The following is a 19,300-nucleotide window of genomic DNA, read 5'->3' as shown; positions in this document are numbered from 1 at the left end:
GCTGGGGGGATCGTGGACAGGTAGAGCTGTTCGGTTTTTTCCTTGGCCAGCGTGAGGAGTCGGTTCTGCAGGTCGGCGATCTGGCGGCCGATCTTGGCGGGGTTGAGACCGTCGCGGTAGGCGATCAGATCGGCCTGCTGGGCCGGTGAGAGCACCCCAGCGGCCAGCAGCCGCTCCAGCGGAGTCTGTGGGGCGTCGTAGAGGCGCCGGCGCCGGCCGTCAGCGTTGCTGGCATACCCGATCGGTTTGATGGTCGGGGTGAGGTAGTTGAGCCGGTCGTTGACCAGCCTCCATAACCGATTGAGCACGGCACGTTCCTCGGGAGTGTCGTAGCGGTAGTAGAACGCGTATTTGCGCACCAGATGGTTGTTCTTGGTCTCGATGGTGGCCTGGTCGTTCTTTGTGTACGGCCGCGACCGGGTGAAGTAGATACCGGCGTCGCCGGCCCAGCCGATGACGGTCTTGTTGAGGAATTCGGTACCGTTATCAAAGTCCAAACCGGTTATCGCATATGGGATTTCAGCGAGAGCAGTCTTGAGTGCGTCCCGTATGTTGGTGCTGGCGTTGTTACGGACCGTACGGGTGAACACCCATCCGGTGTGCACGTCGGTCAGATTCACGGTGCGGGCGAACTCCCCTTTGAGAGTGGGGCCGCAGTGCGCGACGGTATCACCCTCGAAGAACCCTGGCTCCGCGGCGACCTCGTCGCCGGCTTTGCGGACCTTGATCGAATTGCGCAGCAGTGGTGAGGGTTTGGTCGTCGACACACCCGATATCTGGTCCTTGGCCTTCGCGGTCTTCAGATAACGATCGATACTGGCCGCACTCATCGACAGCAGTTCGGCACGCACCTGGGGGCTGTAGCGGTCACGCCCGAACTCCAACTCGCCGTGACGCTCCAACCCGTCGAGCTGCAGCGCCATCGAGGCGCCAAGATACTTCCCGCATTGCCCACCCGAGGCGGCCCACACTCTCTGCAGCACCTTCAAAGCGTCATAGGAGTACTTCGGCGCCCGCGGCTTACGGGGCCGCGCAGCGACACCGCGGCCCGTCCCCGGCGGCCGTTTCGCCGCCTCTGCAAGCCGGCGCCGAGCGTTATCTCGCGACCAGCCCGTCACCGACACCACCTGATCCAAAATCAGGCCCTTGCCCTTCTTCGACGCCTTCACATACGCCTTGGCGTACTTCGTGGTGATCTCGGCCCGAGACGCCATCGACAGCCCACTTCCCATGCCTGACGACGGTCACCATTTCGCGGGCATTCTTATCTGAGGCACCGAGGGTGTTTCGCGGGCAGTTTTCGTGAGTCAAGTCGTATCTTTGACAATTTTTGCCATACCTGGCTAGCCTTGCTTCATGGGCACCATGAATATCTCACTGCCCGACTCGCTCAAGGCGTTCGTGGAACAGCAGGTTGCCCAGGGTGGGTATGGCACCAGTAGCGAGTATGTCCGCGAGTTGATCCGCAAGGACCAGGACCGCGCGGCCCTGCGACGGCTGGTCCTCGAAGGTGCCGCCTCGTCACCGGCCGGGCCCGCCGACGATGCCTACTTTGAGGGCCTGCGTGCGCGCATCCGGCAACGTCGCATTGGATGACGATCAAGCCGGTCATCCCGCGCGATCAGGCTATCGAAGATGTCGAGCACGCGCTCGGCTACTACCTCGATGAGGGAGCGGCGCAAGCCGCGTCGGATCTGATCGACGCGCTGCAGGTCGCCTACCGACTGATCGGACGGCACCCTGGGATCGGTTCGCCACGTTACGGCTACGAGCTCGGTGTTCCCGGGCTGCGCGGACGAGCCCTGCAGCACTTCCCGTATACGGTGCTGTACGTGGAGCGCACCGGCCACGTCGATGTTTTGCGTGTCCTGCATCAACGCCGCGACATCCCGGAACTGCTGCGCGATCTCGATCAGGAGTAGCCGCCAATATCCGTCAGTAGTGCAGCTGTGACCCAAAAAATTCTGGTGCGGCAGCACTTTACAAATCAACGCCGCAACCCACTTCCTCGGCGGCCGTCAGCCGTCGCTGGCGCACCTGGGTGACGCGCAGCGGCCAGCCCATCGGCGCATCGAGGGCCTGATCGATCTGTTCCGACGATCAGCCGTCGACGGGCGGCCCGATCGCGCTCACGACGATCGTCAAAGAACATACGAAGATATCAGAGCTAGAAAAACTAGCACTGCTATTGACGCGAGCCCGGTTGGGGGTTAGCGTTGCTAACACCTACGAGTGAGGGGAGTTACGACATGGCTTGGGACGACATCAGCCGTGCCGCCGCGCTGATCGCGGTGCTGGGTACCGCGGTGGTCTACGGCACCGACGTGTTCTGCGCGATCGCGCTGCGACCGGCCTTGGCGTCGGTCGACAACGATGCCCTGGTCGCGGTCATGGGGCGCGTGCACGGATACGCAGACCGGCGCATGCCGGTGCCCGGGGTGCTCGGGGTCGTGGCGACCGCGGTGAGCGCGGCGCTGGCCGCGGTCACCGCGCACTGGGCGCAGGCGATCGCGGCGGGCGCCGCGCTGGTCCCGCTGGTGATCTGGCTCGCGCTCTACACCCAGGTGAGCGTACCCATCAACCGGCAAATGACAGCGGCCGCCGACGCGGGCCGGGCGCTCCCGAACGGGCTTGCGCTGCAGGCCAAGTGGGACTCGATCATCAGCGCTCGCGCGATGCTGCAAGGCCTGGCCGTGGCCGCCCTCTGCGCGCTGCTGATGATCTGACACGCCGCCACCCACCGATCCACCAAGCCGAATTCACCTGAAGGAGAACGACTCTGATGTTTCAGCTCAGGACCTACACTCTGCGATCGCCGGAAGCTCTGCAGCAGTACGCGACGGTTCACTGGGCCCGCCACCTGGAAACCTTCCCGACGTTCGGGGTCACCACCCACGGGGTCTGGACCGAGCAAAGCAAAAGCGCGGATCGCCTCGTCGCGCTGATCGGCTATCCACCGGGCGCCGATCCCGAACGGCTCACGCGGCACATCATGGCCAGCCCGCAATTCGCCGCCGACATGGCCGGCTTCGACGTCGATGACATCGTCGACGTTCAGACCACACTGCTTGACCCCACACCCTTTTCACCGATTCGCTGACGACCCCCGGGAGCGTTCGACATGACCATCACCACCACCATCGGCTACGTCCTCGCCGGACTCCTCGTCGCGGCCATCATCTTCATCGGCGCGCGCTTCCTCGTCGCGCCGCGCGTCGCCGCCGCCGGCTACGGCGTGCTACCGGATCTGGACCAACCGAGTGCGGGCGCCTACCTGAGCGTCAAGGGCGTGCGCGACATCGCCACGGGGCTGTTCGTTATCATCCTGATGGTCGCGGGCGCGACCCACCTGGTCGGCTGGGTCGTGTTGGCCGCCACCATCATTCCGCTTGTCGACGCGGCCATCGTGCTGCGCAACGGCGGCTCCAAGTCGATCGCCTGGGGAGTCCACGGCGGAACCGCGGTCGTCATGCTCGTCACGACCGCGCTCCTGCTCGTCTCCTAGTAACCCACCACATCGACATAGGACGCGATGACTGAGATGAGAGCGGATCTGTTCTCCCGCGCCGCGCCGAGGAGGTCGCCCACGCCGTACAGTGGGTCAGACTCGATCGGCGCGCCCGCGCCGTGCCCGTTAGCCTGTACTGCGACCGCCAGGTTGCGCTGGGCGGCGGCGGAGTCGGGTTTTTGACCCGCCCGCACGGGATGGCCAGTTCGGCGCTGCTGGCCGTCGACTACATCGATGGCAACGGGCAGCTACGACGGGCGGCGGAGGACGCCGCCGACGCCGTCGACCGCGAGGCGCTGTGGGCGTTCCGGGGTGGCGGCGGGGTCGGCGTGGCCACCACGTTGACCGTCGAACTGGTTGCGCCGCAGGAACTCTGGGCCGGCTACCGATTGTGGAGCATCGATGCGCTCGGACCGGCCGTCGACGCGTGGGCCAGCGCCATGGGGCAGATCGGTGAAGCGCTCTCGACAAGCCTCAGCGTGCTGCACCCGCCGCCGGGCGCCCCGGCGTTTCCCCGTGCGCTGCACGGTGTCCCGGTCGTGCACCTGGCGTTCGCCTCGCCGCGGGGCCCCGACGCGGGCGGCCCGCTGCTGCGCGCCCCAGAAGCGGCGCCGGCGCCCGTGGTGGACAGCCGCTGGGCGCCCGCCGACGCGGCCCGGCTTGCCCAGATTCACCTCGACCCGCCCAATCCCGTTCCCGCGCTGGGCATCGGCCGATGGCTGGGGCCCGGCGCGCCCGCCGTGGCGGCCGAGGCGTTGAACACCGCTGCCGCGGTCGACTCGCCGGTGGCGGTGGTCGAGTTGCGCAACCTGGGCAATGACGCACCCGCCCGCGACGGCGCGACCACCGCGGTATCCGGACCCTTCCTGCTGCACGCGGTGGGTCTGGCCACCGACGTCGCGTCACGCTCGCGCACCGAGGACGGGTTGGCGCAAGTGCGCGCCGCCGCGGCGCCGGCCGACCTCGGACGCTCCGCCGCGTCATTCGCCGACGGCCGTGCCACGGTCGCCGACGGGCTGGACCGATCAGGACTGCAGCGTCTGGCCCGCATCAGCACTGCCGTCGACCCAGACCGGCGCCTCGCTCCGTCGCGACTGCTGTCCGCGCCGAACCACGTGTGACCAGGGCAGAGCCTTCAATTCAACCGCTATGACGACGCTCACTTGGCGCCCGGGGAATTGCTTCAACGTCGAAGCAAGTTGTAGCCCGCGTAGCTGCTTCGAATTCGAAGCAAACGACTGAGGGAGGAACACCATGAAGGCTGTGCGGTACCACGAATACGGCGGTAGCGACGTTCTGCGATACGAGGAGGCGCCGCGCCCGGTGCCCGGTCCGGGTCAGGTGTTGGTGAAGGTCGCCGCCACCTCCTTCAACCCGGTGGACGCCGGCATCCGCGGCGGCTACCTGGCCGAGGTGTACCAGGTCAGCTTCCCGCATGTGCCCGGCGTCGACGTCGCGGGCACGATCGCCGAACTCGGTGAGCAGGTGCGGGGCTGGAGCGTCGGCGACGCCGTGGTCGCGTTCTTGCCGCTGGACGCCGACGGCGCGGCCGCCGAATACGCCCTCGTGCCGGCCCAGTCGCTGGCCGCGGCGCCGACCTCGGTGCCCCTGGCCGATGCGGCAGCACTGCCGGAACCCGCGTTGACCGCCTGGCAGGCTCTGTTCGAGACGCCGGGCTGGCCGCTGGGCAGTCGGTGCTGATCAACGGCGCCTCCGGGGCGGTGGGCGGCTACGCCATTCAGTTGGCCAAGCTGGCCGGAGCGGCCGTCACCGCGACGGCCAAGGAGCGTGACGCCGAGCGGCTGCGCGCCCTGGGCGCTGACCGCATCGTCGACTACATCGACTACACCCACTCGCCGATTGATGTCGAGGGTGCGCTGTTCGATGTGGCGCTCAACCTAGTCTCCACCACCGACGAGCAGACCGACGCCCTCGTCGGCGTGGTCGCCGACGGCGGCTTCCACGTCGGCACCATGGTTTTCGGGCGGGAAAACCCCGAGCGGGGAGTCCGTTCGCAGCGCGTCTTCGTCCGCAGCGACGCCGCTCAGCTCGCCGGCCTGGTCAGGCGCGTTGACGACGGGCAGCTGCGCATCGAGATCGCTGATCGCCGCCGGCTCGACGAGGCCGCCGCCGTGCACGACGCCGCCGACAACGGCCGCCTGCACGGCAAGACCCTCCTCATCCCCGCTGAACCTCGCTGACCTGCGCCTATCAGACCGTGCGCACCGGAGGAGACGTGACCGGCCAGCTCATACCCGGGAGGTCGCAGGTCCGAGTCCGGTCCCCGCTACCAGGCTAAATGGCCCCCGGAGAGACTTCGGGGGCCATTTCCATGCCCCAGGGGAACACTTTTGGGAACATAGGCGCGTGACCGTGCCCCAGACCGACACCATCAGCCCCGCCACGGGGACGCAGGGTCGGCGCTCGGCGGAGCCCGGGTTTCGCAACGATATCGAGGGCTTGCGCGGTTTCACGCTGTTGGCCATTATCGGCTTTCACATTTCCATGCCCGGTGTGAGTGGTGGCTTCGTCGGCCCGGACATATTCTTCGAAATCTCGGGATTCGTCATCACCGGGCAGCTCTGGCGCCAAGTGAGTACCACCGGCACGATCGGGCTGCGCAAGTTCTACGGGGCGCGGGCCCGCCGGCTGCTGCCGGTGTCGGCCACGGTAGGCGTCGCCACCGCGATCGCCGCGGCTCTGTTGCTACCCGTGGTGCAGGCCCAAAGCGCCTTGAAGGACGCCATCGCCTGCGCGTTGTACGTTCCCAACTTCTGGTTCATCGCCCAACAGGTCGACTATTTCGCCGGCGGCGTGCCCTCGCCGTTCCAGCACTTCTGGACTTTGGGCGTGGAGGAGCAGTTCTATCTGTTGTGGCCGCCCATGATGGTCGGCACGGCGTGGCTGATCCGGCGTTTGTATCGGCGTGCCAAGACCGGTGCGCCGCCTTCAAAAAGTCCGTCGAGAAGCCCGTACCTGACGCTTGTCACGCTGGTCGCGCTCGTATCGTTCGCGCTGTCGCTGCTGATCACTTACGTGATGCCGCTCGCGGCGTACTTTTCGCTGTTCACGAGGGCGTGGCAGTTGGCTGTCGGCGCCCTGGTGGCTCTCACGGCCGAGTACTGGCGCCGGCTCCCGGCGCGAGCAGCGGTGATCACGGGATGGGCCGGGATGGCCCTGATCCTGTGGGCCTGCGTCTCCTTGACCCCGGAAATACCGTATCCGGGTACCGCCGCGCTGTTGCCCGTGCTGGGCACCGCGCTGGTGCTCGGCGCCGGCTGCTCGACACCCTCGCAGGGCTGCGGCCGCGTCCTGGCGTGGTCACCGATGCGGTCGATCGGACGGCTGTCCTACTCGTGGTATCTGTGGCACTGGCCGGTGCTCGTGTTCGCACCGATATTGGTGGGCCACCCGCTGGGGCTGGCCGGCAAGTTCGTGGCGGCGGTCGTCGTCTCCGGGGGGCTGGGGTGGCTCACCCTGCGCTTCATCGAGAACCCGTTGCGATACGCCGCTCCGCTGCGCAAGTCTCCTGTGAAAAGTCTGGCGGTGGGGGGTTTCGCCACGTCGGTGGCGGCCTGTGTGGGCGTGGCGTTGCTGATGTGGGTGTCCTCGCTGCCGATGCCCATCCCTGTTGCGCGCGGCGCGCAGGCTGTGCCGCTGACGATCACTCCCGGGCCCGTCCCGACGGGGGACAACCTTGAGGCCTATGACGCGGCGGCGCGGTACGTGTTCTCGCAGGTGCAAGCCGCGGTCGCGTCATCTGCCGATCTGAAGGCCGTACCGTCGAACCTGAACCCGCCGGTTGGCGATGCGGCAGGCGAAGTCGGGGCCATGTTGTTCAACGGCTGCCTGCGCGCGCCTTTCCAAAGCGGACAGCCCGAGTGCGCGATGGGCGACACCGCCTCCAAAACGACCGTGGCCGTGGTCGGCGACTCCCATGCCTCGATGTGGATCCCGGCGTTCCGGCAGATCGGCACGCAGTGGCCCTGGCGGCTCGAAGCCATGGCCAAGGCGGCCTGTCCAATGATGGACCTGCCCATCGCCAACCGCTTCGTCAGGCCACTGGTGGAATACATTCAACGCTGCGAGCAATGGCGTGGTCAGATCATCGCCCGGTTACGCGCCGAGCACCCGCAGCTGATCATGGTGAGCGTGTTTAGGGGCTACACGGCCACCCACAGCAACGGATTCCTGTCCGGCTTCACGTCATACGACCCGGCGTGGATCGACGGCCTGACCCGCCTGGTGCGTCAACTGCGCGACACCGGCGCCAAGGTGCTGGTGCTCGGGCCACTCCCGCGTCTGGATGCCGCGGTGCCGGGCTGCCTGTCCGAGCACCTCGACGACGCGACGGCTTGCGCGCCGCCCATGTCGACCGCGTTCAACCGGCCCGGCATCGCAGCCGAGGCCGCCGCGGTCAAGGCCGGCGGCGGACAATACGCCGACCTCACCGAACTGTTCTGCACCGCCAACCGCTGCCCGGTCATCGTCGGCAACACGCTGGTTTACGTCGACGCGGGTCACCTGACGCTCGAATACTCGCGGCTGTTGGCACCGGCAATCGCGGCGCTGGCCGACCGCGCGCTCCACAGTTGAAACTTCTGCGGCGGCAACGAGGCCGCGCCGGCGTCGCCCGTCACCCGCGGCGGCCGAAACCGCATTCAAAACCGCTGAGAGGCAACGTGATACGCTTTCGCGCCGATCTGGGTCGGGAGCTGACCGGACGTGGGCCTTACGGCCCGACGTAACGAGGTATTGCGGCCCTGGCTACCGGTGGCTGCCGCTGATTGACTGGCCATGAGTTCGCCGTGCGGCCGGGCGGTAAATTCCGGCCGAATCGGACAACCGCCGTCGCGTTCTGCAAGGGGTACCTGGAATGACGAGCACCGACATCCGCAATTCCGGACCGGCGCGCAGGCTGCTGTCTGCCGTTTCCGTGTTGGCGGTCGGGTTGCTGGGCGTGCTGGGAGCGGCCGGGACTGCTCATGCCGACGCCACCGACGACGCTTTCCTCGCGGCGCTGAAGGCCCACGGCATCGTTCACGAGTCAGACCGGGCCGCGATCGCGGCCGGCCATTTGGTTTGCCACCAACTCGATCTGGGCAAATCGCAGGAAGAGATCGCGACCGACGTGATGAACAGCAGCGACCTCGACGCCGAAGGCGCCGGATATTTCGTCGCCGTCGCCGAACGCGCGTACTGCCCACGCTATGCGGACATTCCGTCGTGACCCCATGAAGTAAGGCCCCCGCCCGGGCCGCGCGAAGTGACCGGGCGATTCGCCCGGTAGCCCAAAGCCCTTAGAGGACAAAATTTTTGGAGACGCGAACCGGTCCCGCGGCGCCATGCACACTTCACGTGGGGTGATTGCGTGTGTCCTCGCTTTAGGTGCACCCACTCACATTGATCCGCCGCCCCGCGTTGAAGCAGACGTTCACGGGCGGCGGGGGCGGAAAGTCCTGCGGCAATGGCGCATAGGCGCCAGGCGGCGGCGCATAGGTGTTGACCGTATCGGCCACATTGGTGCACCCGCTCACCGAAACCCGCCTGCCGACACTCGCGCAGACGTCGGCGTTGGCCACCCCGGAGGGCTGCACGACGGCATACGTCTCGGGAATCGCCGTGAGGGCCAACACCGCAATCCCCGCGACGGTCCAAGATCGCACCCATCGACTCATCACGGTCTCCTTTCCGTTACCTCGGGCCGATCGTTCACGGGGTCGTCCCGCTCTCCCCGAGCAGCGGAGTCCATTGGCAACGCTGCCTGATGTCGGCCAGCGGCTGGCGGATGTTCTCCAGGTCGGCTTGTTCTTGTGGGTTGGCGTTGAAGTAGTTCTGGACGTCGTCGCGGAGCTGATCTTTGGGGCGATCCTGAAGGCCGGTGTAGAACCCGTTCAGGTCCGGGTGGGTGAACAGGTAGGTCGAGAGCGACGCCGCGACGCCGGCCGCGACACCGGCCACATCGGCGGCCGTGCAGTTGGCCGGCCGAGGCGGCGGCTCGGCCGCCGCGGTCGCCGCGGTTGCACACAACAGCGCGCCGGTCACTGCTCCGGTTCCAATGGCACCGGCGATTACCCGGTGCGGCAAGGAGGTTGGGAGGAACATAACGGGACTCCTTCATTCGGTAATCAACCTGACTGCAACCGATGAGAGGTGCCGTCCAGCGCATGCTATGCAGACCATGGCCCCGTCGACAGGGCAAATGGTCCCAAAGACTCTCCGGGCCATTTTCTGCGCCTTTTGCGAACCTGCATGCAGAATGACTTCGTGCTGACCGCGCGGAAGGGCCGCTGACGTGCACGGGTTCGGCTTCCACACCCTGGCGCTGCTGGCCGCCGTGGGTTTCGCCGGACCGCTGCTGGCCTCGCTGCCCCGCCTGCGGATACCGGTCATCATCGGCGAGCTGTTCGCCGGGCTCATCGTCGGCAGGACCGGCTTCGGCATCCTCGATGACGCCAACCCGACCTTCCAGTTGTTCGCGAACATCGGCTTCGCGCTGGTGATGTTCGTGGTGGGCACCCACGTCCCGGTCCATGACCCCCGGCTGCGCTCGGCGGCGCCGCGGGCGCTGCTGCGGGGGTTGGTGGTCGGCGCCGTCGCGGCGGTCCTCGGTGCCGGGCTGGCGGCGGCGTTCGGCACCGGCCACGCCGCCCTTTACGCGGTCCTGATGGCCTCCTCGTCGGCGGCGCTGGCGTTGCCGGTGATCGATTCGCTGCGGTTGCAGGGGCCGGATGTGCTATCGGTGACCGTGCAGATCGCCATCGCCGACGCCGCGTGTATTGTGCTGCTGCCGTTGGTAATTGACTTGCCTCAGGCGCCGATCGCGGCGCTCGGTGCGCTCTCGATCGCCGGCTGCGCGGTGGTGCTCTTCCTGGTGCTGCGCGGGGCGGACAGCAAGGGCTTGCTTCGGCGCCTGCACGTCTACTCCGAGGTACACCGCTTCGCGCTGGAGTTGCGGACGAACCTGGCCGTGCTGTTCGGGCTCGCGGCGCTGGCCGCCGACACCCACGTGTCGATCATGCTGGCGGGTTTCGCGCTGGGTTTGGTGATCGCGTTGGTCGGCGAACCGCATCGGTTGGCGCGCCAGCTGTTCGGTATCACCGAGGGGTTTTTCAGCCCGCTGTTCTTCGTTTGGCTGGGCGCCTCGCTGGAGGTGCGCGAACTGGGTGCGCACCCGAAGCTGATCCTGCTGGGCATCGGGCTGGGGCTCGGCGCCGTATTGGCCCACTGCGCGGGAAGGCTCCTCGGGCAGCCGCTGACGCTTGCGGTGGTGTCGGCGGCCCAGCTCGGAGTTCCGGTGGCCGCGGCCACCATCGGCACCCAGGAACACCTTCTCGTCGCCGGTGAAGCGTCGGCGTTGATGTTCGGCGCCCTGCTGACCATCACCTGCATGTCGGCCGCGGGCGCGCTGGCGGCGCGAAGCCGGGCGGGCGGAACGGCGCAAGGGCCCGCCGCGGCCGACAAGCCCAGGTGACCGCTGCCTTGGGATTGGCCCAAAGTCCTTTTGCCTAGTGCCGTCGTGCTCTCGTTTCGCCCGGCGTGACTACGCGATGGTGGACGTCAAGGAGCTTCACCCGAAGGGAACGACAGCCATGAACGCACGCTTTCCGGACGCCGGCACCGTCCGGACCGTCCTGACACTGGCGTCTCGGGCACCCTCGGTGCATAACACGCAACCGTGGCGCTGGCGCGTCGACGCGGCGAGCGTGCATCTCTACGCCGACCCCGAACGGCAACTGCCCAACACCGACCCGGACGGCCGGGACCTGATCCTGAGCTGCGGCGCTGCGCTGCACCACTGCGTCGCGGCCTTCGCGGCCGTCGGGTGGCTGTCCAAGGTGACCCGGCTGCCGAATCCGGACTTGCCCAATCACCTTGCCTCGATCGAGTTGTCCCCGTACCCCGCCGATGCCGTCGACATCGCGCTCGCCGCGGCGATACCGCGGCGCCGGACCGATCGCCGCCATTACAGTTCGTGGCCGGTGCCGGTCGCCGACATCGCGCTGATGGCGGCGCGGGCGGCCCGCAACGGTGTGACGCTGTGCCAGGTCGAGGACCTCGACAAGCTGCACAAGATCGTCGCCGAATCGGTCGCCGAGCACCTGAACCGCGACTACGTCGCGGAGCTCACGGCGTGGAGCGGGCGCTACGCATCGGTGGCGGGGGTTCCGGCCCACAGCACGCCGGCATCCGACCCCAGGGCAAAAATACCGGGCCGGTTCTTCGCGGGTCCCACGTTGCCCATGGCACCGGACTCGTCGCCGGGTGACGACAGTGCCGTCGTGCTTGCGCTCGGGACGAGGGCCGACGACCGGCTGTCGCGGCTGCGCGCCGGCGAGGCCACCAGCGTCGTTCTGCTGACCGCGACGTCGATGGGGCTGGCCAGCTGCCCGGTAACCGAACCGCTGGAGCTTCCCGACACGCGCGAGGCGGTGCGATCCGACATCTTCGGCGGGGGCGATTACCCGCAGATGTTGCTTCGGGTGGGCTGGGCGCCGATCAACGCCGACCCCTTGCCGGCGACACCGCGACGCGACCTTCCCGACTTCGTCGAGTGGGTGACCGCGCCGTGATGCAGACGTTCACGATAGACCCGCGCCGCTGGCGCATCGGTCGAATCTTCGGCCGCAACCCGTTGCTTCGGCGCGCCGACCGCATCGAAGCGGTGGTCACGGTGATCGCGCTCCTCGCGTCGCTGATCGCGCTACCCGTCGCCTGCGTGGTGGGCGCGATGGCCTACGGCGCGCGCGCTCACTTCTATGCCCAGGAGGCACACGAGCGGCACCTCGTCACCGCCACCGTCGCCGACGCGCGCCGCGGGGACTTCGGCACCACCGTCGTGCAAGCCAGCTGGCCGCTGGCGGCCGGCAAGCGCACGGCCACACTGCAACTCAGCTCACCGGCCGAGGCGGGCGAAAGCATCGAACTGTGGGTGGACAAGGACGGCAAGGCGTCGTCCCCGCCCACCCCGACCTGGCACGCCGTGGGTGACGCGGTCGGCATCGCGGGCGCGATAGCGTTGATCGCGGCCGTCGGGATCGCCTCGCTCGTGGCCGGCGTGCGTTGGTGGCTCGATCGAGCGCGCGACGCCCAATGGGACCGTGACATCAGGTGCCTGGTGGACGGCGGGGGCCGGACCAATCGACAATGATGATGTGTCGATGAGCGCAGACGGTGAACCTCGCGAGGTCGCGCTGTTCGACGCGGCCGCGCTGCATCGCCTCGTCGAGGTGCTCATCGAGCGGGGTTACCGGGTGGTCGGCCCGACGTTGCGGGACGACGCGATCGTGCTCGCCGAACTCGAATCGGCCGACGACCTGCCGCGCGGCTGGGGCGTCGACGTCGGTCCGGGGCGGTACCGGGTACGCCGCCGCGACGACGACGCGGCGTTCGGGCACTCGGCCGGTCCGCAGTCGTGGAAACAGTTCCTCCACCCGCCGCGGCAGCGGATGTGGGCCGGCACCCGGGACGGGGCCGATCCCGAACCCGACGACCCTGAAGGGCAGGCGCCACGGTACGCGTTCCTGGGGGTCCGCGGGTGCGACCTGGCCGCGATCGCCACACTCGACGGGGTGCTGGGCCGCCCCGACTACCCGGACAGCTCCTATGCCGGCCGCCGCCGGCGGGCCTTCGTGGTCGCCGTGAACTGCACGGAACCGGGCGGGCTGTGCTTCTGCGCGTCGATGGGCACCGGCCCCGCGGCCGGGCCGGGATACGACCTGGCCCTCACGGAGCGCCTCGCGGGTGACACGCCGTCGTACCTTGTCGACGTCGGCAGCCCCGAGGGCGCCGACGTGCTCGCGGCGGTGCCACACCGGGCCGCCGATGGCGCCGAAATCGTCTCTGCGCGTGACGATGTCGCGGCCGCGGCCGATAAGATGGGCCGCCACATGCCGGAAACCGATCTGCGGGAGCTGTTGATCCGGTCGCGCGAGTCGCCGCAGTGGGACGAGGTCGCCAGCCGCTGCCTGACCTGTGGCAACTGCACGATGGTCTGCCCGACCTGCTTTTGCACCAGCACCGAGGACGTCAGCGACCTCACCGGCGAGCACGCCGAGCGCTGGCGCCACTGGGCGTCGTGCTTCGAATTCGACTTCACCTACCTGCACGGCGGCGGCAGCGTGCGCCAGTCCGGCGCCTCGCGCTACCGGCATTGGCTGACCCACAAGCTGGGCACCTGGCATGACCAGTTCGGCATGTCGGGCTGCGTGGGCTGCGGCCGTTGCATCGCGTGGTGCCCCACCGGCATCGACATCACCGCGGAGATGAACAAGATGGCCGGCGATGAGTGAGCGCGTGTCGGCCATGGCGCCCGTGCCGTACCGGGTGCGCAGTCGCGTTGTGGAGACCCCCGATTCGGCGACGCTGTGCCTGGAGCCAGTCGGGGTGGCACTGCGAACCCCGCAGCCCGGGGAGTTCATGATGCTCTACGCGTTCGGGGTGGGCGAGGCCGCGATTTCGATCAGCGGCGACCCCTCCGTGACCGACGGTTCGATCACGCACACCATCCGCGCGGTCGGTGCGGTGAGCCGCGCCCTGCACAACGCGGAGCCGGGCGGCGTCGTCGGGGTCCGCGGCCCGTTCGGCACCGCCTGGGGGCTGGAAGAAGCCGCCGGCCGGGACCTGGTCATGGTCGCCGGCGGGGTGGGTCTGTGCCCGTTGCGCCCGGCGGTGCTGGGCGCACTGGCCGGACGGGCCCGCTTCGGCAGGCTGACGCTCATCGTGGGTGCCCGCTCCCGGGCCGATTTCGTGTTCGTCGACCAGCTTGAAAAGTGGGCCCAGGAACCGCAAATCGAGCTGCACGTCACCGTCGACGTCCCGGTCCGGGGCTGGAGCGGGGAGGTCGGCCTGGTCACCGAGCCGCTGCGCCGGCTCACGCTTGACCCCGACCGCACCACCGCGTTCTTGTGCGGGCCTGAGCCGATGATGCGATTCGGCGCCGAGGCGCTGCTGGCGAAAGGCCTTGCCGCGCGAGATATCCGGGTATCGCTGGAACGCAACATGCAGTGCGGGGTCGGCTGGTGCGGTCACTGCCAGCTGGGCCCGCTGCTGCTGTGCCGCGACGGGCCCGTCGTCGGCTACGACGTCGCCGGCCCGCTGCTGAAAGTGAAGGAGCTTTAGATGGGCCCCCCCACGTTGGCCGTGTGGAAATTCGCCTCCTGCGACGGATGCCAGCTGACCCTGCTGGACTGCGAGGACGAGCTGCTCACCCTCGCCGGCCAGGTGCAGATCGCCACGTTCGCCGAGGCCTCCAGCGCGATGGTCGGCGGGCCCTACGACGTGTCGCTGGTCGAGGGCTCGATCACCACCGGTCATGACGAGCAACGCATCCGCGAAATCCGCGAGCAGTCAAAGGTTCTGGTCACCATCGGCGCGTGCGCCACGGCCGGGGGGGTGCAGGCGCTGCGCAACTTCGCAGACATCGCCGAGTTCGCGTCCGTCGTCTACGCCAAACCGGAGTACATCGACACGCTGGCCACCTCCACACCGGCGTCGGCCCACGTCAAGGTCGACTACCAGCTGCCGGGCTGCCCGATCGACCGCGGGCAGCTGCTCGACACCCTCGCGGCGCTGCTGATCGGCCGCAAGCCCCGGCTTCCGGCCAAGACGGTGTGCACCGAGTGCAAGATCCGCGGGGTCACGTGTGTCGTTGTCTCCGAAGGCATCCCGTGCCTCGGCCCGGTGACGCACGCCGGGTGCGGGGCGCTGTGTCCCCGGCACCATCGAGGCTGCTTCGGCTGTTTCGGCCCGTCCGCGGCGCCCCGAACCGCGACGCTGATCCCGCTGCTGCGCCGCGACGGGATGTCCGACGGCGACGTCGACCGCGTGTTCTCGACGTTCAACGTCGCGACCTTCCAAGCCGAGCGGAGCCACCCGTGACCGAGTCCACCCGCACGCTGAGCGTCGGCACGCTGACGCGCGTCGAAGGCGAGGGCGCACTGCACGTCACGCTGAGGGACGGTGCCCTTCAGAGCGTGCAGCTCAATATCTATGAGCCACCGCGGTTTTTCGAGGCATTCCTGCGCGGGCGGGCCCACACCGAGCCGCCCGACCTTACGGCCCGGGTCTGTGGCATCTGCCCGGTCGCCTATCAAATCAGCGCCTGCAACGCGATCGAAGACGCCTGTGGCGTCCGAGTGGGCGACGAGCTCATCGCGTTGCGGCGCCTGCTCTACTGCGGCGAATGGGTGCACAGTCACGTCCTGCACATCTACCTGCTGCACGCACCGGACTTCCTCGGCTACCCCGACATCATCGGCATGGCCCGCGACCACGCGCAGGCCGTGGAGCGCGGGCTGGCACTGAAAAAGGCGGGCAACCAGCTGATGGAGTTCGTCGGCGGGCGCGCTATACACCCGGTCAACGTGCGGCTGGGCGGATTCTATTCGGTACCAACGCGATCCGACTTCAAGCCGATCGCCGAGCAGCTGCGTCGCGCGCTGGACAACGCGCTCGCGACCGTCGAGTGGGTGTCCGGCTTCGAGTTCCCCGACCTCGAATTCGACCACGAGCTCCTGGCGCTCGCGGCGCCCGGCCGGTACCCGATCGAGAACGGCACGATCGCGCGCAGCGCCGGCCCATCCTTTCCGGTGGCCGACTTCACCGCGCACGTCGCCGAGTCGCAGGTGCCTTACTCCACCGCTCTGCACGCGACCCTCGACGGCGGGCGCTACCTGACCGGACCCCTGGCGCGGTTCTCGCTGAACTCGTCGACGCTGTCGCCGGTCGCGGCGCAGGCCGCCGCCGGGGCGGGCCTGTCGGCCGTATGCCGAAACCCGTTCCGCAGCATCATCGTCCGGGCCGTCGAGGTGGTCTATGCGATCGAAGAGGCGTTGCGGATCATCGACGAATACCAGCGCCCCTCGCGCCCGTTCGTCGACGTCCCGGCGCGGGCCGGCGTCGGCCACGGCGTCAGCGAGGCGCCCCGCGGCCTGCTGTATCACCGTTACCGGATCGGCGAGGACGGGCTGGTCTCCGCGGCGACGATCATCCCGCCAACCTCGCAGAACCAGGCGGCGATCGAAGCCGACCTCGCCCGCCTGGTTTCCGGCAACCTCACCTGCGACGACACCGCGCTGACCGCGTTGTGCGAACAACTGATTCGCAGCTACGACCCGTGCATCTCGTGTTCCGCGCACTTCCTGAAGATGACGGTCCACCGCGAATGACCGGCCAGATCGTCGTAGTCGGCCTCGGCAATCGCTGCCGCCGTGACGACGGCGTCGGCGCCGTCGCGGCCGACGAGCTGAACCGGCTGGCGTTGCCAGGTGTTCGGGTGGTGACCGACGTCGTGGACCCGATGAGTCTGCTGGAGGCGTGGTCGGGCGCCCGGCTCGCCGTGGTGATCGACGGCGCGGTCGGGACGCCGCCGACCCCGGGCCGGGTGCGGCGCTGCGCCCTGGGCGACGTGGCGACGTGTGACGGCTTGAGTTCGCACGGCTTTGATCTCGTGCGCACCCACGCGTTGGGCGAGGCGCTGGGGCGAGTGCCCGGTGAGCTGGTGCTGCTCACCGTCGAAGTTGCCGACACCGGTCATGGCGCCGGTTTGACCCCCCGGGTCGGGCGCGCCGTCCCGCAGGTCGTCGGCATGGCGGTGACCGAGATCAACCGGCGACGGGGAAAGGTCCTTCGGTCAGCTGACCGGGGACTTTTGGCCGCTGACTGACGGTTGCGGCGTCCCTAGCGTTGGGGCATGAGCCAAAGTGCCGCAGTGTGGCTGGTTTCCGGGTTGGTCGTCGTGGCGCTGCTGGCGATCGCCTCGATCAGGGTGGTGCAGCAGTATCAGCGCGGCGTGCACTTCCGGCTCGGCCGGGTGATCGCGGTTCGCGAACCCGGGCTGCGATTCATCATTCCGATCATCGACCGCCTATTGCGGATTTCGATGCGCATCGTGACCATGCCGATCCAGTCGCAGGGCATCATCACCCGCGACAACGTGAGCGTCGACATCGCCGCGGTTGCCTACTTCCGTGTCATCGACGCCCGCAAGGCCGTCGTCGTGATCGAAAACGTCAACGCCGCCATCGACCAAATCGCGCAAACCACGCTGCGCAACGTCGTCGGACAACATTCCCTCGATGAGGTGCTGGCCCAGACGGAGAAGATCAACGGCAGCATTCGCCAGATCCTCGACACCACCACCGTGGAATGGGGTGTCGAGGTTACCCTGGTCGAGCTCAAGGACATCCAGCTTCCGGACAGCATGAAGCGCGCGATGGCCCGCGAGGCCGAGGCGGAGCGGGAGAAGCGGGCCAAAATCATTGCCGCGGAGGGGGAGGCCCGTGCCGCCGCAGCCCTCGGCGACGCGTCCGACACCATGATGAGGCACCCGCTGGCCTTACAACTGCGGAATCTGCAGACCCTGCTCGAACTCGGGGTGGAGAAGAACACCACCATCGTCTTCCCCGCCCCGCTGATGACCGCGATCGGTGAGCTCACCGCCTTCTTGGCCCGCGAGTCGACCGCCTCGAGGCCCACCGGGGTCGGGCCGGCCGACGACACGCTCGTTCACACCGCGACACTGCACTGAAACCCGCCCGGGCATCCTGCCCGTCGGACGTGGTTCTTGCCGGATCGTTACGGATATGTGTAACGTTTGGTCCATGCCAGCCTCGCGGTTGCGGTGTCGCGTCTGCCAGACGTGGTTCTACGGCCGTTCGGATGCGCTTTACTGCTGTAGGGCGTGCCGGCAGAAGGCCTACCGCACGCGGAGCGGGTGCCGGAACGCTGCGGATCTCGGCCAAGACCGCCCCGAGGACGCCGTGGCGTGCGCCAGGCGGCTCCGGAGGCGGGCGCGATCGGTTCGTGCGGAGGCGCGATCGGCTCGTGCGGAGGCAGACGCGATCGTGCGCAGGCTGACCGCCTTGCAAGAGGCCCAGCTCAGATGACCGGTCAGCGTCTGCGGGGTCTCGCTGTGCGCCGCATCTGCACGGCGAGGTGACGGGGGGCTCGTCTCGTGCATCGCGTATTCCGTGTATTCCTCGTCGACGATGACGCCGTCGTCCGTCACGCGCTGGGTGAGTTAATCCAATGCGATGCCGACATGGAGGTTGTCGGGGAAGCGGCTGATGTCAACGAAGCGCTGGCCAGTATCCCACCGTGTCGACCCGATGTGGTGCTGCTGGATGACCGGCTCGCCGATGGCGGCGGGTTCGATCTGTGCCGGAACTTGCGCGCGCTTATGCCCGGCCTGCATTGCATCATCCTCACATCGTTCGGGTCCAGGAACGATATTTTCGATGCGCTGCGGGCCGGCGCCAGCGGCTGCATCGTGAGAAACGCGAAGGGAGCAGAAGTGGTTGCCGGAATCAAACGCGCAGCGGCCGGCGACCTGCTGTATGACATCGGCGCTGCGACTGCGTACCTCGCCGACCGAGCACGCGAGAACGTCCCCGACGCCGCCTCGTTGACCGAGCGGGAAGGTGAGCTCTTGGCCTTGGTCAGGGAGGGTCGTACCGATGGCCAACTCGCGTCTCGAATGCACATCGACGAGAGCGCTTTTCGCGCCTGCCTGTGGGGCCTGGTCTCGAAAGCTCGAGACAATTAACTGTTGAGGCCTACCCAAGCGGCGCCGCAGTGGTCGCCTGATCGCTCGGGACCAATGGCAACAACCCGGGGACAAACGGCTCTCGCCGGTGGCGGCCCCGCTGACTAACCTCGAGAGCATCGTTGACGGCCGCCCCGAAGCCTTTTCGGGAAAGGTTGATTTATGTCCGACCAGCCCGCCCTGACCTACCCCTGCTGCCGGTGTGTCCCGTGATCGTCTGGGCCCGGGCGAATTCATGAACGACG

The 19,300-nt window shown here is 68.0% G+C and carries 21 protein-coding genes and 1 pseudogene; 19 read left to right on the top strand and 3 right to left on the bottom strand.

Annotated features, from left to right (window positions below; translation table 11 throughout):
- Positions 1-1,232, bottom strand: a 1,232-nt coding sequence (locus tag VMD50_RS12220; RefSeq protein WP_325428012.1) for a DDE-type integrase/transposase/recombinase, incomplete at its 3' end; no start/stop codon positions are given.
- A gap of 124 nt (positions 1,233-1,356) precedes the next feature.
- Between VMD50_RS12220 and VMD50_RS12215 the strand changes: the two genes are divergently transcribed.
- The 9 genes and pseudogenes from VMD50_RS12215 to VMD50_RS12175 all read left to right on the top strand — a co-directional run bounded on the left by VMD50_RS12215 (position 1,357) and on the right by VMD50_RS12175 (position 8,738).
- Positions 1,357-1,596, top strand: coding sequence for a type II toxin-antitoxin system ParD family antitoxin (locus VMD50_RS12215; RefSeq protein ID WP_325428011.1), 240 nt, complete (start codon positions 1,357-1,359; stop codon positions 1,594-1,596).
- On the top strand, positions 1,593-1,922 hold the full coding sequence (locus VMD50_RS12210; protein ID WP_325428010.1) for a type II toxin-antitoxin system RelE/ParE family toxin: 330 nt from the start codon (positions 1,593-1,595) through the stop codon (positions 1,920-1,922). Before VMD50_RS12215 ends, VMD50_RS12210 begins: the two co-directional genes overlap by 4 nt.
- Before the next feature lie 327 nt (positions 1,923-2,249).
- Positions 2,250-2,726: a DUF1772 domain-containing protein gene (locus tag VMD50_RS12205; protein ID WP_325428009.1), complete on the top strand. Its 477-nt coding sequence runs from the start codon at positions 2,250-2,252 to the stop codon at positions 2,724-2,726.
- A 56-nt stretch (positions 2,727-2,782) separates the two neighbouring features.
- Positions 2,783-3,100: an NIPSNAP family protein gene (locus VMD50_RS12200; RefSeq protein WP_325428008.1), complete on the top strand. Its 318-nt coding sequence runs from the start codon at positions 2,783-2,785 to the stop codon at positions 3,098-3,100.
- A gap of 21 nt (positions 3,101-3,121) precedes the next feature.
- Positions 3,122-3,505: a DUF4267 domain-containing protein gene (locus VMD50_RS12195; RefSeq protein WP_325428007.1), complete on the top strand. Its 384-nt coding sequence runs from the start codon at positions 3,122-3,124 to the stop codon at positions 3,503-3,505.
- 122 nt (positions 3,506-3,627) lie between these two features.
- Complete coding sequence (locus VMD50_RS12190; RefSeq protein WP_325428006.1) at positions 3,628-4,629, top strand: hypothetical protein; 1,002 nt, start codon at positions 3,628-3,630, stop codon at positions 4,627-4,629.
- A 133-nt stretch (positions 4,630-4,762) separates the two neighbouring features.
- Positions 4,763-5,709, top strand: a pseudogene (locus VMD50_RS12185) (NADP-dependent oxidoreductase).
- A gap of 166 nt (positions 5,710-5,875) precedes the next feature.
- Complete coding sequence (locus VMD50_RS12180; protein WP_414686053.1) at positions 5,876-8,104, top strand: acyltransferase family protein; 2,229 nt, start codon at positions 5,876-5,878, stop codon at positions 8,102-8,104.
- A 280-nt stretch (positions 8,105-8,384) separates the two neighbouring features.
- Entirely contained in the window at positions 8,385-8,738 is a 354-nt protein-coding gene (locus VMD50_RS12175) for a DUF732 domain-containing protein (protein ID WP_325428005.1), read from the top strand.
- Between the two features lie 154 nt (positions 8,739-8,892).
- Here the strand turns inward: VMD50_RS12175 and VMD50_RS12170 are convergent, their stop codons facing one another.
- Together VMD50_RS12170 and VMD50_RS12165 are read right to left on the bottom strand one after the other, a co-directional pair.
- On the bottom strand, positions 8,893-9,186 hold the full coding sequence (locus VMD50_RS12170) for a hypothetical protein (RefSeq protein ID WP_325428004.1): 294 nt from the start codon (positions 9,184-9,186) through the stop codon (positions 8,893-8,895).
- A gap of 34 nt (positions 9,187-9,220) precedes the next feature.
- Positions 9,221-9,613: a heme-binding protein gene (locus tag VMD50_RS12165; RefSeq protein WP_325428003.1), complete on the bottom strand. Its 393-nt coding sequence runs from the start codon at positions 9,611-9,613 to the stop codon at positions 9,221-9,223.
- A gap of 190 nt (positions 9,614-9,803) precedes the next feature.
- Between VMD50_RS12165 and VMD50_RS12160 the strand changes: the two genes are divergently transcribed.
- The 10 genes from VMD50_RS12160 to VMD50_RS12115 all read left to right on the top strand — a co-directional run bounded on the left by VMD50_RS12160 (position 9,804) and on the right by VMD50_RS12115 (position 19,055).
- Complete coding sequence (locus VMD50_RS12160) at positions 9,804-10,982, top strand: cation:proton antiporter (protein ID WP_325428002.1); 1,179 nt, start codon at positions 9,804-9,806, stop codon at positions 10,980-10,982.
- Between the two features lie 118 nt (positions 10,983-11,100).
- The gene (locus VMD50_RS12155) at positions 11,101-12,081 is read left to right on the top strand and encodes an Acg family FMN-binding oxidoreductase (protein WP_325428001.1); all 981 of its coding nucleotides are present in this window, start codon (positions 11,101-11,103) and stop codon (positions 12,079-12,081) included.
- Positions 12,081-12,659 (top strand): Rv1733c family protein, encoded by a 579-nt coding sequence (locus tag VMD50_RS12150; protein WP_325428000.1) that lies wholly within the window; start codon positions 12,081-12,083, stop codon positions 12,657-12,659. Before VMD50_RS12155 ends, VMD50_RS12150 begins: the two co-directional genes overlap by 1 nt.
- A 10-nt stretch (positions 12,660-12,669) precedes the next feature.
- Positions 12,670-13,800 (top strand): 4Fe-4S dicluster domain-containing protein, encoded by a 1,131-nt coding sequence (locus VMD50_RS12145; RefSeq protein WP_325427999.1) that lies wholly within the window; start codon positions 12,670-12,672, stop codon positions 13,798-13,800.
- Positions 13,793-14,629: an FAD/NAD(P)-binding protein gene (locus VMD50_RS12140; protein ID WP_325427998.1), complete on the top strand. Its 837-nt coding sequence runs from the start codon at positions 13,793-13,795 to the stop codon at positions 14,627-14,629. The genes VMD50_RS12145 and VMD50_RS12140 overlap by 8 nt, the downstream gene beginning before the upstream one ends.
- Complete coding sequence (locus VMD50_RS12135; protein ID WP_325427997.1) at positions 14,630-15,388, top strand: NADH-quinone oxidoreductase subunit B family protein; 759 nt, start codon at positions 14,630-14,632, stop codon at positions 15,386-15,388.
- Positions 15,385-16,677, top strand: coding sequence for a Ni/Fe hydrogenase subunit alpha (locus VMD50_RS12130; protein ID WP_325427996.1), 1,293 nt, complete (start codon positions 15,385-15,387; stop codon positions 16,675-16,677). The genes VMD50_RS12135 and VMD50_RS12130 overlap by 4 nt, the downstream gene beginning before the upstream one ends.
- Positions 16,674-17,174, top strand: a complete 501-nt coding sequence (locus tag VMD50_RS12125; protein WP_325427995.1) for a hydrogenase maturation protease — start codon at positions 16,674-16,676, stop codon at positions 17,172-17,174. The genes VMD50_RS12130 and VMD50_RS12125 overlap by 4 nt, the downstream gene beginning before the upstream one ends.
- 27 nt (positions 17,175-17,201) lie before the next feature.
- Complete coding sequence (locus VMD50_RS12120; protein ID WP_325427994.1) at positions 17,202-18,038, top strand: slipin family protein; 837 nt, start codon at positions 17,202-17,204, stop codon at positions 18,036-18,038.
- A 426-nt stretch (positions 18,039-18,464) separates the two neighbouring features.
- Positions 18,465-19,055 carry a response regulator transcription factor gene (locus tag VMD50_RS12115; RefSeq protein ID WP_325427993.1) on the top strand — a complete coding sequence of 197 codons (591 nt, stop codon included), beginning with the start codon at positions 18,465-18,467 and terminating at the stop codon, positions 19,053-19,055.
- Positions 19,056-19,300 lie beyond the last annotated feature (245 nt).

This window comes from Mycobacterium sp. (assembly GCF_035506235.1).
Lineage (GTDB): Bacteria > Actinomycetota > Actinomycetes > Mycobacteriales > Mycobacteriaceae > Mycobacterium.
The sequence above is the reverse complement of the archived record's forward strand: the minus strand, read 5'-3'. Positions and strand labels throughout refer to the sequence as shown.